Source organism: Deferribacterota bacterium, assembly GCA_034189185.1.
In the GTDB taxonomy this organism is placed as follows: domain Bacteria; phylum Chrysiogenota; class Deferribacteres; order Deferribacterales; family UBA228; genus UBA228.
In genome coordinates, this window is the sequence record JAXHVM010000031.1 from 1 (window position 1) to 15,992 (window position 15,992).

Genomic DNA, 15,992 nt, shown 5'->3' on the forward strand with positions numbered 1-15,992 from the left:
ATTTCTAATTATATAATAGGTGTTATTAGCATATAAATAAATTGGAATAACTTCCTATTTTCTTAGTTATTATTTCCTAAATATACTTTTTGTTATTCTAAGTAGTTCTTGAATTTGAAATCTACCAATAAAAGTGAGTTTTGTATCATTTATAAGTATGTCAATCTTGCTACAATATTCCCTTTCTTTACAAAAACCTGAGTAAATTTTTGCACTATTACCATTAATCTCTATCGTTGATTCTTCTAAGATATTATTAATTTTGATATTACTATTATATTCAAAATCTTTGTTATATGATTGAATTATTTCTAAAACAACGGTACCTTCTTTGTTAATAAATTCTGTTACAATACATTTAAATGGATTTATTTGTGCATAAATCTTAGCAGGTGGCCATACTATGTTGGAGGGGAAATAATGTGGTATATATAAATTATTTATTTCTAGTGCTCTTTTAACTTTATCTATACTATCGTATCTTTTAAAAGAGCCTGATTTTGAAGGGCTAATATTATTTATAAGAATGAAAATCAAAATTAATAATAATATATAGACTATTAAATTAATTATTCTTGTCATTTCAAGTTTTATATTACAAATAAGTTAATCAATAATATTAATATTATAGCAAAAAATATTTTAACATGAAAGAATCTTACCTTATTCCAGCTATTAAATCTTAAAAATTTAATCCTTGCTAGAATTTTTTTTCTTTCAAAATCATCATCAAATTCACCATATTTTATAAATAACTTATATAAAGCCTTTGCTAAAACCTTAGGATTATCTATTTTTTTTAAAGCAAGCTTATCACATAACATCTCTTCAATATTAACTATACGCCTAAATAAAATAAGAGAGATAGGATTGTAAAATTGTAAAGCCCTAAATATATATAATAATATTAAAATATAGCTTTTATTTCTTTTAATATGTGCTAATTCATGAGCAATCACAGCTTTCAATTCCTCACTATTAAGTAATGAAATTACTGCTTTAGAGAGTATTATCTTATCTTTATCTCCTGCTATAGAAAAGATAACGATATTAGAATCTTCCAAAATCTCAATTTCAATGTTATTAATATTTAATTCTTTTAGTATATTTTCGATTATATCATTATTTTTATATGAATTTGTCTTTAAATCATGTTCATCTTCTATTTTATTTACTTTGTAATAAAATAGTGGAATTATCTCTTGTATAATAAAAACCAATGTTGATATGATAATTAATAATAAGAATAAGTAAAAAAAAGGATAAAAGTTTAAAATTTTAAAGAATAATATACTATTAATATCAAGTATTATAAATTCCCTAAAACTAACATATCTTCTAAATGGGGCAAAAAGCTCATAAAAGAAAAAAGATAATGGGGGTAGAATTAATGGAATATATAGAAAATATTGTTTCTTTTCAGGATCATTTATATCCCATAATGATATTACTCTTTCAACTATAAATAGAGAAATTAATGTATAAAAAATAGTTTCATTTAAAAAAATAAATAAATATGAGTTTATAAAAAATATGTAGATATCCATTACAATATAAAGATTATTTATAAAATAAAGCTATCATTCATTTTACTGAATTATACTAGTTTTTATACTTTTTTATCAAGCATGTATAGATTTTTGCTAAAATATGTCATTTTATTATTAAATAATATTTCTTAGAAAAAAAGTAATTTTTCAAGTTTGTCTTAAGTTTAATTATGAATATATAATAACTTTAACAAATAGTTATCATTAATCGGACAACTTTATGATATATAAATATTTTTATTGACAATATTAAATTATTATTTTACAATTAAGATACCCTCCTCCCCCTCCTTTTATATATAGATAGCTGGTCCCTATATAGGGGCCAGCACTCATTTTAAAATATTCTAAAGTACTACTTTAATTTTCAGAAAATATGCTCATAAAAAATCCCGGCCAACGCTTCTAAGGGGAGGAGGGAAGAAGCTTTTGAATGGCCGGGCAATGGTTATATAATAAGCTTAGTCTTATATTTTTTCAATATTTTTTTAATAATTATATTATTTACTAATTTTTATATATGTATATAATTAGATAAATGTATAGATTGGTTATATTCGACTTAGATGGAACAGTAATTGATTCACTGCTTGATATTCATTACAGTCTTAACGAGACACTTCTTCACTTCAATTTACCAGTCATAGAAGTTAAAAAAACTAAATCATTAATAGGTGACGGTGTGCATATGCTTTTAAAAAAAGCTTTTGGGGAAGATGAATTTAAGAAAAAAGAAGCTGAAATTGTTGAACATTTTAAAAATGTGTATAGGAAAAATTTAACAAATAAAACCAAGACAATTGATGGTTTTGATAAAGTTCTAAAATATTTAGAAAATACAAATATTATTAAAATAATATTATCAAATAAATTGTATGAATTTACAGATATGATAATGAAGAATTTAAATTTAAATAGATACATTGATGACTATTTCGGGGGAGATTCCTTTGTCCATAAAAAACCTTCACCCTATCCTATATTAGAAATACAAAAAAGATTCGCTATTAATAAAAATGATACCCTAGTAATAGGTGATAATTATACAGATATTGAAGCAGGTCTAAAATCAGAATCGAAAACATGTTTTTGTGAGTATGGATATGGCAAATTGAATAATTATAAACCACATTATAGAGTAAAAAAACCTATTCAAATATTGGATATTTTAGAGAATGGCTGAAAAATATTCAATTTTTGCTACATATATTTATTACGATGACAAAATAATAAAGGATAAATATCTGAATGTAGAAGATGGCAAAATTATAGGCATAAGTAAAATTCCAAAAAATGACTTTACTATTATAAAAAGAGAAGGTTCAGCTATATTTCCTGGTTTTATAAATACTCATACACACCTACCTATGGTCTTATTTAGGGGATTAGCTGATGATCTGCCTTTAACAAAATGGTTAAATAATTATATATGGCCTGCTGAAAGCAAATGGTTATCTAAAGAATTCATAAAAGATGCTACTACATTAGGAGCTTGTGAATTAATCCGCTCAGGTACAACAACTGTAAATGATATGTATTTCTTTTCAGAAACAATTGCCGGTGTTTTAGAGGAAAGTGGTTTAAGAGGTATTCTTGGTGTCAGTGTTTTAGATCTTCCAACAAAATTTGCTGATAATGCAGACAGTTATTTAAATACGGTGGAATCTTTAATTGAAAAAATAGCAAAATCACCTTCATTAAATGTTGCAATATGCCCCCATTCCTTATACACTGTAAGCCCCAAAACATTTAAAAGATGTATAAGTTTAGCTGAGAAATTTGATCTACTCTTGCATACCCACATTGCTGAAACCAAGTGGGAAATTAATGAGCTAGAAAAAAGGTATGGCAAAACACCAGTAGAACTAGCGAATGAATTAGGATTTTTTGATAAAAAATCTATATCAGCTCATTGCGTACATCTAACAAAAAAGGATATTGAATTAATGGGCAAAAAAAATGCAAATATTTCACATTGTATCGAAAGCAATCTAAAGCTTGCAAGTGGCATTGCACCAATAAAAGAGCTTTTAGATGCTGGCGCAAATATAACTATTGGCACAGATGGTGCAGCAAGTAATAATGATTTAGATATGCTCACAGAGATTTCAACTGTTGCAAAAATCCACAAAGGTATAAATTTAGATCCCACTATTGTTAGTGCTAAAGAGGTATTTAATATGTCAACAAAAAATGCTGCTCGTGCTCTATCATTAGATAATACAGGGATACTTAAAGAGGGTAAATCTGCAGATTTTTTTATTTTATCCCTAAAAGCCCCCCATGCAAACCCTATATACAATATCTTATCTCATTTGGTTTATTCAGCAAAATCAAGTGATATTACTGACCTATTTGTCAATGGAAGACCTTTAATGTTAAATGGCTCCATTAAAACAATAGATGAAACAAAAGCTATTGAAAAAGCTAAAGAATGGTCAAGAAAAATATCTTAAAAAGAGGAGAAAATGTGTAAGAGTTATAAAAGCCCATTTACTACTAGATATGCATCACAAGAAATGATATATCTTTTTTCACCATATAATAAGTTTATCACGTGGCGAAAATTATGGATTGCCCTTGCAGAAAGCGAGAAAGAATTGGGGTTAAATATAACTGATGAACAGATTAAAGAAATGAAAGATAATATTGATAACATAGATTTTGATTATGCAAAAAAGATGGAAAATAAATTCAAACATGATGTTATGGCCCATATCTACACTTTTGCCAAAGTAGCGCCTAAGGCTGCTCCTATTATTCATTTGGGGGCTACTAGTGCTTATGTTGGCGATAATACAGATATTATTATCATAAAAGATGCAGCTAATCTTATATTAAAAAGATTAATTAATGTTATTTATAAATTGAAAGAATTTGCCGAGGAATATAAAGATTTACCAACATTGGGATTTACCCATTTACAGCCAGCTCAACCAACAACAGTTGGAAAAAGAGCTGCTCTCTGGTTACAAGACTTTTTAATAGATTTCAAAGAAATCTTGCATTTCTTAGAAAACTTAAAGCTTAGAGGCGTTAAGGGAACAACAGGATCACAAGCCTCCTTTTTAAAATTGTTTAATGGCGATCATGAGAAAGTTAAGGCATTGGATAAATTAGTTGCTCAAAAAGTTGGATTTAATAAAGTATTTACAATAACAGGTCAAACCTACACTAGAAAGATCGATACAATGATACTTAATATTCTTGCTGGTATTGCTGAATCAGCACATAAATTTGCAACTGATCTTAGAATTCTTCAAAGTTTTGGCGAATTAGAGGAACCTTTTGAAACTGAGCAAATTGGCTCTTCTGCAATGGCCTACAAAAGGAACCCTATGAAAAGCGAACGGGTATGTTCGCTAAGTAGATATATTATAACAAATAGCTTAAATGGTAATTTAACCCACTCTGTGCAATGGCTAGAAAGAACTTTAGATGACTCAGCAAATAGAAGGGTTGTACTAGCTGAAACATTCTTGGCTGCCGATTCAATTCTCCTAATTTTAGACGTTATCACAAAAAATATTGTTGTTAATAAATATATTATAAAAAAGCATCTTGATGAAGAATTACCCTTTATGGCCACTGAGAACATTCTAATGGAATCAGTTAATAAAGGTGCTAATAGACAAAAAATACATCAAATAATTAGAGATCTTTCTATGAAAGCTAAGAATAATGTAATAAATGGAGGTGAAAACACCCTAATTGAAGATATATCTAGCAATAAAGAAATTCCCCTGTCTAAAGATGAGATAATTAAATTACTAAACCCATCATCTTTTATTGGTAGGTCAAAAGCTCAAGTTGATGAATTTATAAATACTGAGGTTAATACGATTGTATCAAAATATAAACACCTATTTATTGGAAACACTCAGTTAAAAGTATAGTTATCTTTACTAAGTTGAATTTTTTCGAAGCAGCTAAAGTTTTAACAGCATGGGCTGAACTACAAAAGAAACTAGGCTTTTTTAATACTAGAAAGATTTAGCAATCCTAAAAACAAATTTATCACCTTTTGGCCTGTTTTTAGAAACAAATTCATGAAAATAATTAAAATGAAATTGAATATTATTCTTTGTTATATAATATAAAGCAGGTCCAAAACTAAAAACCTCTTCCCTTGAATTATTTTGGTTTTTACCATCAATCTCAGAGTCACTCAATTGCTTTAAATAATATCCAGAAATACCAACCCTAAAATTTTTTAGTATTTCATAGGTAGACGAATAGTTAAAATGTATTGCACGGCCTGGTTTTATATTTTCAGCATTATACAAATTCAATGGTTTGGTATTTTTACTGTTTAATAGATAGTGAATTCTAGAGCTTATAGTTAATTTAGGGGTTATAAAATATGTAAATGAGTAGTATGGATTAAATGAATAAAGATGTGAACCAATATTTACGTTATTATTTTTATCATAATCACCACTTGGAAAGATTCCACTTATTGCTAAACGGTGAAAATAATCCCTATTAAATAGCTTATCCCTCCACTGAATGAGTAAAGGTGTGAAGGTAATATCGCCAATACCAAATTCATCCCCCTTAGGACCACTACTTTGATAAATATCTAAATAAACAAGGGGAATAACAACTTCAGCACCATAATATCCACCCAAAATCTTATAATCTGTAATGTATGCTAAATGTGTTACTAAACCCAATGAATCTAGTTTATTTTTACCAGCTATACTGTCACCATCATTATCATTTAATCTATCTGATTCATAGTATTCAACATATTGTTCAAATAATAAGCCTGGAAAGGCAACACCATCTAAAATACAAGTTAAGCCTAGATTAACTTGTGGCAAGCTAACATGTTGGGCATAAACAAAATTTTTTAATATAATTATTAAAATAAAATTTATTAAAAATCTTTTCACTGGATGAATATAAAATAAATATAAAATAATGTAAATATGTTTTTATTTTTATATCAATCTTATATCAAAATTATTAATAAATTTTAATCATAGCGAACTTTTTATATTTTAATCTATCAATAATAAAACAAATTAAATAGGAGGTAAGAATGACTAGAAGATTAAAACTTTTGGGGTTAACAGCTTTGGCACTATTATTCATTTTAACGAATAATGGGTATAGCCAAGGTATTCAACCAAATGGTAATGAAAATAAGCAAATCCAAAACAAAGAGATGCAAAAACAAATGGAACAACTTAAAAAAATGCAGAGTGAAACCCCAGAGATTAAACTAGACGATGAATTATTAGACAAATTTGCAGCAGCAGCAAAAGAATTACAATCAATAAAAGAAGATTATATTGAGCAAACAAGAAATGTCAAAGATAAACAGCAAGCAATGGATATGCAACAAGAAGCTCGTAGTGATATTGAAAGAGTCTTAAAAAAACATGATCTAGATATTCAGACTTATAACAAAATTGTAAATGCAATCAGTAGAAACCCGCAATTACTTAAAAAAGTTCAAAATAAAATAAACAGTAAATAAAAAGATAAAAAATAAAGCCCCTTTTTAATAAAGGGGCTTTAAAAATAAATATAATAATTAAATTTACCCTTTAAATATTTGTTAATTTATAGTATATGATACAATAATTAATCTTCAGGAGGTAGTTATGTTTAAGAAAGTATTTACAGTAAGTACAGTAATTTTAACAATTTTTATGTTTAATCTAGGTATTACAAATGGACAATCAAAACAAAAATTGCAAAATCCTAATTTAGAGCTAAATAAACAGGAAAAAACAGAAAATATAGATAAAGAAACATTGGATAATTTTATATCAGCAGCAAAAGAAATTGAAAATACAAAAAGAAAATATATGATGAAATATCAAAAGGAAGCACAAAAAGAAATGTCAGATATCTTAAAGAAACACAATTTAGATGTTGAAACATATAATAAAATAGGAAATGCTATAAATAATGACCCAGAGTTAATGGAAAAAGTAAGAAATAAATTGAGCGAAGAGGTTAAATAACTTAAGCTTCTTGCTTAAAAATATCTTAAAGATATATTAGAACAAAAAATTATTAAATTATTTTTTATTTATAATAGCAAAATTATAATTAAATAAAAAATATAAAAATATATTTGTCATTAAAAGTTTACATTTGTTTAATAATTGGCATAATATCTATATCGTTAGCATCTATTTTTGCGAAATTCTGCCATGACGTCCCTTCTATAATTATTGCAACATACCGAATGACTATCTCTTCTATAGTTTTATTTGCTATATTTACACCCTTTAATAAGATTAATTTTGGTAAACTCATTAATAAAAAGAATGTGATTATGTGTTTATCTAGTGGGATATTTTTATCTCTTCATTTTGTATCATGGTTTCTTTCAATTAAACTTACAAATATTGCAAGTAGTGTTGTCTTGGTTACTACAAGTCCTATTTTTTTAGGTATTATCTCTAAATTTATACTTAAGAAAAAACTCCCCAAAGAAATTACAATAGCTATTATCTTATCTTTTACTGGTGTATTATTTATAGCACAAAGCGATAGCAATTTATTTTATAAGATAAACCAAAAAATACTATTAGGTGATCTTTTGGCTTTATTTGGAGGATTTATGGCTAGCTTATATTTGTTAATAGGTGGTATACAAAGAACTAGACAATCAACATTAGAATATATAATTTTAACATATTCATTTAGTGCCTTGTTTCTTTTATTTATTTCTGTTACATTTAATATGCCATTTGCAGGTTACAAACCTGAATCTTATATATTTCTTATATTATTAGCATTAATACCACAACTAGTAGGACATACTAGTTTCAATTATGTGTTAAAACACTTGCCAACTGAGAGTGTAGCTATTACAATCCTTGGTGAACCTGTCGGGGCTTCAATATTAGCTTATTTTATTTTTGATGAGAAATTACAACTTTTACAATTTATTGGTATGATTTTTATATTATATTCAATTATCTTATCTACTAAAAAAGAATTTCTATATAAATAAAATTAAAATGATTTTGATAAGTTATAATCAAAATTTAGCCAATGCTCAAAAAATGACCCATATTTTGAGCTATCATATATATGAGTAAAACTTGCTATGACATTTTTATAAATAATACCATCGAATCCATCCTTAATACCCTTTCCTCTTATAACTTTATATAAATAATCATAATCTTCTTCGAAATCATCTAAATAAATATGATGGAACTCATGCCCCTTTGATATAGTTGGTAGATTATTCATATTATTTGAGATTTTCTTCAATAGAGAATAACCATGAGCAATGGGCTTTTTTTGAAATATTGCCCTAGCTTTAATAACCCCTAACATTTTGTACTTTTGATCACCTATTATTAATTCGTCTGTTAAATATATTAATCCACCACATTCAGCATAAAGCGGCATCCCATTTTCAATAAGATATCTTAATTTCTCCTTGAACTTATAATTTTTTTCTAAAATATTCGCAAAATTCTCAGGGAAACCACCACCTATATATAGACAATCAATTTCAGGTATATCATAATCATTTAATGGTGAAATATAAATAAGTTTACCACCACTCTTTATGATATTATTTAAGTTTTCAGGATAGTAAAAATTAAAGGCTCTATCAAAACATATACCAACCTTCTTTTTATAGGTTATGTTCCTATATTGAAGTTTTTCACCACCTTTAAGTATGTAAAATTTTTTAATTTTATTTGCAGATAATATAATTTTATCTATACTAACAAAAGGTTTTATCCTATTTGAAAGCAGTTCAATTTTCTTATTCATTTCATCACTTGTTAAACAAGAACTCAAACCTAAATGTCTTTGCTCTATTGTTATCTTAGGATCTTCTGGCACTGACCCTATAATTTGTATATTTATATATTTTCTTATATTATTAATAAGTTTTGTTTCATGTCTTTTACTTTTAACCCTATTTAAAACAATACCTGAAAACTTTAATTCTCTATCAAAATTAATTACCCCTTGTATTACTGGGATAATTGATCTACCAAACTCACTAACATCTACAACCAATATAACAGGCAAATCTAGTAACTTTGCAAGTGATGCATTACTTCTTTTCCCATTCACCCCAATATCGTCAAAAAGGCCATGATTACTTTCAATAATTATAAAATCTGCATTTTCTATTTTTCTATAAAAATATTCTTTTATATTATTATGAAAAAAGAAATCTAAATTAAAGCATTGACTCTTTGAAGCCGCTGTTAACCACATGGGATCAATAAAATCAGGGCCCTTTTTAAAAGTTTTAACCTTAAGTCCCCTTTCAACTAAAAGTCTAGTAATTGCTATCGAGAGAGTTGTTTTACCAGAACTACGTTTAATAGCTGAAATATATTGACCTTTCATATATCTATTTTAATAAATCTAAGGCTTTATATAAGCAAAACCTTCAATTTGTAAGGCAATCAATTTAACAATTTCGGCCTTCACAAATATAGAGCCTTCTATCACCTCATCTTTTGAAAAACCACTCTAAAATTCAATTTCACGCCTCACAGAAATAGCAATCTTATATAGTAAAACTAATATTAAAGCGCCAAAAGCCCATACACCAACTGTTATTATAATCTCTGGAAACGTTGGCCAATAAATAATAATTTTTTCAAAAGGATTTGGAACAAATCCACCAATCATTAATAGCAACCCTTTATCAATCCATGTCCCAACTAAGATAAGAAGACAAGTAATTGTTAAAACAGCAATATTTTTCCTACACTTTGGTATAACTAATAAAATAATGGCCAATATCATTGCCATTATTGAAAACCACATCAAAAATACATACTGAAAATTACCATCTAAACCTATTATTAAAAATTTGAAATGCTCTAAATGTTCAGGTATTTGGCTATAAATAACAGTAAAAAGTTCACAGAAAAAGAAAAATACGTTTGCTATTAAGGCATATGTTGCAATTTTTGCAAGCGTTTGAATAGCTTCTTCTTTAGGGTCAAATTTGCTATATTTTCTTATAATTAATGCAAATAAGATGAGTAAAGCAGGACCTGCACAAAAAGCAGAAGCAAGAAATCTTGGAGCCATTATAGCTGTTAACCAATACCCTCTCCCTGGTAATCCAGCATATAAAAAAGCCGTTACAGTATGAATTAAAGGTGCCCATGGTATTGCTATATATATTAACACCTTCACCCATGTTGCCGGTTTAACCTCATTTTTTTCATATTGTAAAACCATCCAGCCAGTAATAATATTTAACAACAGATAAACACTTAAAACAATCATATCCCAAAACATAACTGAATTAGGCATTGGATGTAGCAAAACATTTAAAACCCTGTCAGGCTTCCCCAAATCGACAAAGATAAACAGCATGCACATTATAACAGCTGCTACAGCCATAAATTCACCTAATACAGTTATCCTTGCAAATAACTTATAATTATGTAAATAACAGGGCAATACAACCATTAATGCTGCAGCTGCAATACCCACAAAATATGTAAATTGTGATATATACAAGCCCCAAGAAACATCCCTGCCCATACCAGTTATAATTAATCCCACATTCAATTGATATATATAGAATGCTAGTGAAATTGAAATAATTATTAGCAATATAAAAATTAATATATAATATTTTTTACTTCCAACTAATGCTTTTTCAAACATATAAACCTCACACTAAGTAATATACTTGTGGTCTTGTTCCTAAATGCACCTTTCTTCTTAAAGATAAACGACTAGATAATACCTTATATATTTTACTGTTCTTATCACCAATATCACCAAAAATAATGGAGCCCTTTGATTCCTCAACACATATTGGCAATTTCCCTCTATCTAGTCTCTCCATACAAAAATCACATTTTTCAACAACTCCTCTTTCTCTAGTTGGATAATCTTTATTTACTTTATCAATGAATGGCCTGGGATCTGTCCAATTGAAACTTCTTGAGCCATAAGGACAAGCAGCCATACAAAAACGACACCCAATACACCTATGCATATCCATAACAACAATGCCATCTTCTCTGCTAAATGTTGCCTGTGTAGGGCATACTCTTACGCATGGTGGATTGTCACACTGATTACACAAAACTGGAACACTTTTATTTTCATATAATTTTGATATATTATATTTATCAATAACATCTTCATTAAAAAGCACATTAAATTTTTCCTGCCAAATCCATTTTATTTCGTGTTTTCCATCACCTAGATCGGGAACATTATGATTTATATGACACTTATTTATACACTTTTTTATTATATCATCATTAATAATCTCTAAATCTATTGCCATTGCCCATCTCTTTGCTGTAAGTTTTTTAGCATTAATTTGTTTATTGCTATTTATAAAATCTTCTGGTTTTACAATCTCTAAAAAACCAGGGGCAAAAAAACCAAAAATAGAAAGGGATGCAATCTTTAAAAATATCCTTCTATCTATCTTATCCATTTACTACTCCTCTGGCTCATTATGGCAATTCCAACAATTAGGACTTATCCCTCCAGTAACACCTGCATAATTATGGCATTCATCGCAAAAATCCTTTTTATTTGAATGACAATCCATACAAGTATTCTCTAAGGAGATTTCATATTCTTTATTTGTATAGTCTGAATAATAGACTCTCTTACCTTCCCTAATAGCCATATCACGCCAATCAACTAATAAAACCTGGTGTGAGTTCCTCATTTCATTAGTGGGTAAAATGCATTTTTCAGCTTTTTTTGCTTTTTCTGTTAATTTAGGTTCAGCTTTTTTATTTTGGCCATTAATATTAAGCCAAAAAGGTATAAATATAATTATAACAAAAACAAATATTCCAATTATTATTTTCTTTTTATCATGCATATTAATCTTTTCCCACTTTAATAGGTTCTTTTAAATCATCACCTCTTAGATCAATCTCTCTCTCAGATTCACCGTCAAAGACTAATGCGTTACCCACTAATTCGTGCACTCCTCCCACATTAACAGAAGGTAGCCAATACTCCATAAGAGCTGTTAATGTAGCCCTATCAATTGCGCAAATACAGGCAAGCCTATTAACATCATACATCCTGTGTACATAATCTACCGCGTTAGCCCGGGGTAAGCCACCTCTCATCCTCATCTCCATAAATTCATCTGTACCAACACCTGCACCACCTGCACAGCAAAAGGTCTTTTCTTTTATTGTATTTTCTGGCATCTCATAGAAATTATTACATACGTTCTTTAAAATATACCGAGGCTCTTCAAGAAGCCCCATAGCCCTTGAAGGATTGCAAGAATCATGAAACGTCACTTTTAAGTGATCGTTTCTTGAAGGATCTAATTTTAGCTTATTATTGTATATTAAATCAGCTGTAAACTCACAAATATGAACCATTTTTGTCTTGCTTGCATTTGTAAACTTCGTACCAGTTATTGGACTTACTGGTTCTTCTAAGAAATCTGCAGGTCCATTCATAGTATCCATATATTGATTTATAACCCTCCACATATGTCCGCATTCGCCACCTAAAATCCATTTAACGCCAAGTCTCTTAGCCTCAGCATAAATTTTTGCATTAAGCCTTTTCATTAATTCATTATGGGCAAAAAGACCAAAATTCCCACCTTCTGAGGCGTATGTGCTCCAGGTATAGCTAAAACCATATTTCCTTTTTAGATATTCAAACAATAATAGATATCCTTCACAGGTATATGTTCCCTCTGTTGCAAAATAATCACCACTTGGAGCCACAAATAAGATGTCAGCCCCTTTAACATTTATTGGAACCTCAATTTTTATACCAGTAATATCTTCAATATCCTCCGTTAAAAAATCAAAGGTCTGTTTAATTGTATCAGGAGGGATTCCTAAATGATTTCCTACCCTATAGCAATTTGCAACAGGCTCCATTGTCCAATTTACATGTATACCTAATTCAAGTAAAAGCTCTCTTATAATTATAGTGATTTCTGCTGTATCAATACCATATGGACAAAAGATAGAGCACCTTCTACACTCAGTACAATGAAAAGCATAATAAAACAGCTCCTTTATAACATCCTCAGTTAATTCTCTGCCGCCAGCCAAAGGACCGAATAATTTCCCTGCCATTGTAAAGTATCTTCTATAAATTGATCTAATAAGTTCTGCTCTTAAAACAGGCATATTTTTTGGATCACCACTGCCTATAAAAAAATGACACTTGTCTGCACAAGCCCCACAGCGCACACAAATATCCATAAACAGTTTAAATGATCGAAATTTCTTTAGCTTATCTGCAAAGGCTCTTAAAAAAATATCTTTCCAATTTTCTGGAAGTTTCCAATCCTCATCAGTTGGAGACCAATCCCTTGGATTTGGCAAATCAAGAATTTTTAAATTTTTAGGGTTTGCTGGAAAACAGTAGGTTCCAGGGGTAAATTTAGGCTTTATATCAAACCACCCCTTTCTTGGTAACTTATATTCTATACTATCAATAAGTTTCTCTTTCTCAGGACAATATTTATTGTCCATAGCTCACTCCTTTTCCACAGGTATACCTGCTTTTTTCATTTTCTCCCTGAATTCATCTTCATATTCTTCATATGTATGTAATTTGACTTCAGGGTTCCAGGGATTTATATGACGTTTAACTCTTGAATTATTTGCTAAATTTCTCGTTGGAGAGAGAAAAACACCTATAAAATGCATAATTTTACTAAAGGGTAAATAAATAAATAATATACAAACTAAAAATAGATGGATATAGAAAAGCACTCCAATATTGTTTTCAGGCATAGCTGGATTTAATGTCACAAGCCCCATTGTTAGTTCTTTAATAGATACTACATCAATTCTATAAAAATAACGTATCATAATGCCTGTAGTTACTATCGCCAATATTAAAAGGAGTGGGAAATAATCACTTACCAATGATATATAGCGAAGCTTATTAATCATAATACGCCTTAATAATAAAAATAATAATGCTACTGCTAATAACACTCCACTCATATATATAATAGGTATACCAACCTCAAAAAAACCATCTATCTTTTCAAGAAAGTGAATAAAGGTCGGCGTAGGGTTTGTAAAAAAGCGCAAGTGCCTTATTATTACAACCAAGAAGGAATAGTGAAATATTATTGCAAATAACCAAAGCCACTTGCTAGAAAAATATGCCAATTTTGTCTTATCTTTATAAAAAAATACTTTATTATTTCTAAATAAGCTTCTAAACAATAGAATCTCTAATAACATACGATAAAATACGTCTTTCTTATTAAAGGGCGCTTCTAACTTGTTATACTTTATCCAATCTAGTGATTTTTGCTGTCCACAAGTGGTTGGGATTTTAAATGGCACAGGGGATTTACCCCAGTCAATTATTTTTAAAATTGTCATAAAAACAAAAAAGATAAGTGAAAAATATGGCAAAATTATGCCAAATAAGTAATTTAATCCAATATTAATTGCTATAATTGGTATAACTATTAATACAACGATAATAATTAGTGACATTAAAAAACTATATTTAAAACTCATATGTCTTATAATCCATTATTTTTATTAATATCTATTCTTTCAATAAGGCCACTTCTTTCTAATAATGGAAAGGTCATCCGTTTAATCTCATTGACCCTTATCTCATAAATCTTTTCTCTACACTGCACATACATGTCAAATATTTTTAATAACAAGTTGTCAAAAATATTCGTTATTTCATTGTATTCATCTATTTTTTCTTCTAATGAAAAACTACTCATAAATAATGCATTAATATGTTGCTTAAAGAAAACAAATAGGCCTAAGACTTCGCTTGCCTTAGGCCCATTTAAAGCTAATAACTTTATAAGTTTTTCAATATCCTGAGACACTAAATCCAACTCTTCATCCTCAAAGATGTAAGAGAAGATTGACCCTAGCGCTGATTTAAAGATATATTTTACAGGATTTAAAAAAGGATCCCTCTCCTTTTCTAAATAATCTAGTTTATTATCATCATAATGTGATATTAGATGGTTAAACCAATCATCTAATATTTTGTTTTTCTTATCTAAAAAATATTCTCTACATTCAACAGTCATAGCAAATTACACACAACCCGTTGGTTTTGCAAGACCAGCGTATCTAACAAGCATTCTAGCTGGCCCATCGGGAAATAATTCATATATCTTTTTATTACCTTCTCTATGGTTTTTCAAATTACAAAGCTCTGCTACCTCTTTTGCAACAAGCCTAATAGGTGGACAAACCTGATTGTCATTAAAATATTCTCTAATCCAGTCAATTAATTTCCAATGTACATCTGTTAATTCCACACCATCCTGCTTTGCCATATACTCTGCTAACTCTGGGCTCCATTTATCCATCTCTTGGATATAGCCCTCATCATCAACTTCAATTTTTTCTCCTTTAAATTCAATAAATGGCATAATTCACCTCCTTTTTTTTATAATACCATATCAATATATCCACAGGGACAAACCTCTGCACACTTCTTACATCC

Annotated in this window: 17 protein-coding genes; 6 read left to right on the forward strand and 11 right to left on the reverse strand. The window is 28.8% G+C overall.

Translation table 11 applies throughout. From position 1 onward, the window contains the following. Positions 1-69: 69 nt before the first annotated feature. Both SVN78_03650 and SVN78_03655 read right to left on the reverse strand, forming a co-directional pair. A complete protein-coding gene (locus SVN78_03650) occupies positions 70-582 on the reverse strand; it encodes a hypothetical protein (protein ID MDY6820702.1) in 513 nt (170 codons plus the stop codon). Between the two features lie 8 nt (positions 583-590). Continuing rightward, entirely contained in the window at positions 591-1,547 is a 957-nt protein-coding gene (locus SVN78_03655; GenBank protein ID MDY6820703.1) for a M56 family metallopeptidase, read from the reverse strand. 541 nt (positions 1,548-2,088) lie between these two features. Here SVN78_03655 and SVN78_03660 point away from each other — a divergent pair. Genes SVN78_03660 through purB form a run of 3 tightly spaced genes read left to right on the forward strand, consistent with a single transcriptional unit; the run spans position 2,089 to position 5,446 of the window. Beyond that, positions 2,089-2,733 carry an HAD family hydrolase gene (locus tag SVN78_03660; GenBank protein MDY6820704.1) on the forward strand — a complete coding sequence of 215 codons (645 nt, stop codon included), beginning with the start codon at positions 2,089-2,091 and terminating at the stop codon, positions 2,731-2,733. After that, entirely contained in the window at positions 2,726-4,006 is a 1,281-nt protein-coding gene (locus tag SVN78_03665) for an amidohydrolase (protein ID MDY6820705.1), read from the forward strand. Before SVN78_03660 ends, SVN78_03665 begins: the two co-directional genes overlap by 8 nt. Positions 4,007-4,018: 12 nt before the next feature. Further along, positions 4,019-5,446, forward strand: coding sequence for an adenylosuccinate lyase (gene purB / locus SVN78_03670; GenBank protein MDY6820706.1), 1,428 nt, complete (start codon positions 4,019-4,021; stop codon positions 5,444-5,446). Between the two features lie 87 nt (positions 5,447-5,533). Here the strand turns inward: purB and SVN78_03675 are convergent, their stop codons facing one another. Beyond that, positions 5,534-6,448: a transporter gene (locus tag SVN78_03675; protein MDY6820707.1), complete on the reverse strand. Its 915-nt coding sequence runs from the start codon at positions 6,446-6,448 to the stop codon at positions 5,534-5,536. A 149-nt stretch (positions 6,449-6,597) separates the two neighbouring features. On the opposite strand from SVN78_03675, the gene SVN78_03680 reads away from it, so the two are divergent. The 3 genes from SVN78_03680 (at position 6,598) to SVN78_03690 (ending at position 8,532) form a co-directional block, all read left to right on the forward strand. Then, positions 6,598-7,038, forward strand: coding sequence for a DUF4168 domain-containing protein (locus SVN78_03680; GenBank protein MDY6820708.1), 441 nt, complete (start codon positions 6,598-6,600; stop codon positions 7,036-7,038). Positions 7,039-7,165: 127 nt separating this feature from the next. Continuing rightward, the gene (locus SVN78_03685) at positions 7,166-7,531 is read left to right on the forward strand and encodes a DUF4168 domain-containing protein (protein ID MDY6820709.1); all 366 of its coding nucleotides are present in this window, start codon (positions 7,166-7,168) and stop codon (positions 7,529-7,531) included. A gap of 113 nt (positions 7,532-7,644) precedes the next feature. Then, complete coding sequence (locus SVN78_03690; protein MDY6820710.1) at positions 7,645-8,532, forward strand: DMT family transporter; 888 nt, start codon at positions 7,645-7,647, stop codon at positions 8,530-8,532. A 2-nt stretch (positions 8,533-8,534) separates the two neighbouring features. Here the strand turns inward: SVN78_03690 and SVN78_03695 are convergent, their stop codons facing one another. From SVN78_03695 to SVN78_03730, 8 genes are all read right to left on the reverse strand, one after another. Continuing rightward, complete coding sequence (locus tag SVN78_03695; protein MDY6820711.1) at positions 8,535-9,905, reverse strand: cobyrinate a,c-diamide synthase; 1,371 nt, start codon at positions 9,903-9,905, stop codon at positions 8,535-8,537. A 126-nt stretch (positions 9,906-10,031) separates the two neighbouring features. Next, positions 10,032-11,189, reverse strand: coding sequence for an NrfD/PsrC family molybdoenzyme membrane anchor subunit (nrfD, locus tag SVN78_03700; GenBank protein MDY6820712.1), 1,158 nt, complete (start codon positions 11,187-11,189; stop codon positions 10,032-10,034). Positions 11,190-11,196: 7 nt separating this feature from the next. After that, positions 11,197-11,979 carry a 4Fe-4S dicluster domain-containing protein gene (locus SVN78_03705; protein MDY6820713.1) on the reverse strand — a complete coding sequence of 261 codons (783 nt, stop codon included), beginning with the start codon at positions 11,977-11,979 and terminating at the stop codon, positions 11,197-11,199. Between the two features lie 3 nt (positions 11,980-11,982). Further along, positions 11,983-12,378: a sulfate reduction electron transfer complex DsrMKJOP subunit DsrJ gene (dsrJ, locus tag SVN78_03710; protein ID MDY6820714.1), complete on the reverse strand. Its 396-nt coding sequence runs from the start codon at positions 12,376-12,378 to the stop codon at positions 11,983-11,985. A gap of 1 nt (position 12,379) precedes the next feature. Further along, on the reverse strand, positions 12,380-14,017 hold the full coding sequence (locus SVN78_03715; protein ID MDY6820715.1) for a (Fe-S)-binding protein: 1,638 nt from the start codon (positions 14,015-14,017) through the stop codon (positions 12,380-12,382). A 3-nt stretch (positions 14,018-14,020) separates the two neighbouring features. Next, positions 14,021-15,028, reverse strand: coding sequence for a sulfate reduction electron transfer complex DsrMKJOP subunit DsrM (dsrM, locus tag SVN78_03720; protein MDY6820716.1), 1,008 nt, complete (start codon positions 15,026-15,028; stop codon positions 14,021-14,023). Positions 15,029-15,033: 5 nt separating this feature from the next. Beyond that, the gene (locus SVN78_03725; protein ID MDY6820717.1) at positions 15,034-15,570 is read right to left on the reverse strand and encodes a hypothetical protein; all 537 of its coding nucleotides are present in this window, start codon (positions 15,568-15,570) and stop codon (positions 15,034-15,036) included. Between the two features lie 6 nt (positions 15,571-15,576). Further along, the gene (locus tag SVN78_03730; GenBank protein ID MDY6820718.1) at positions 15,577-15,918 is read right to left on the reverse strand and encodes a TusE/DsrC/DsvC family sulfur relay protein; all 342 of its coding nucleotides are present in this window, start codon (positions 15,916-15,918) and stop codon (positions 15,577-15,579) included. Positions 15,919-15,992 lie beyond the last annotated feature (74 nt).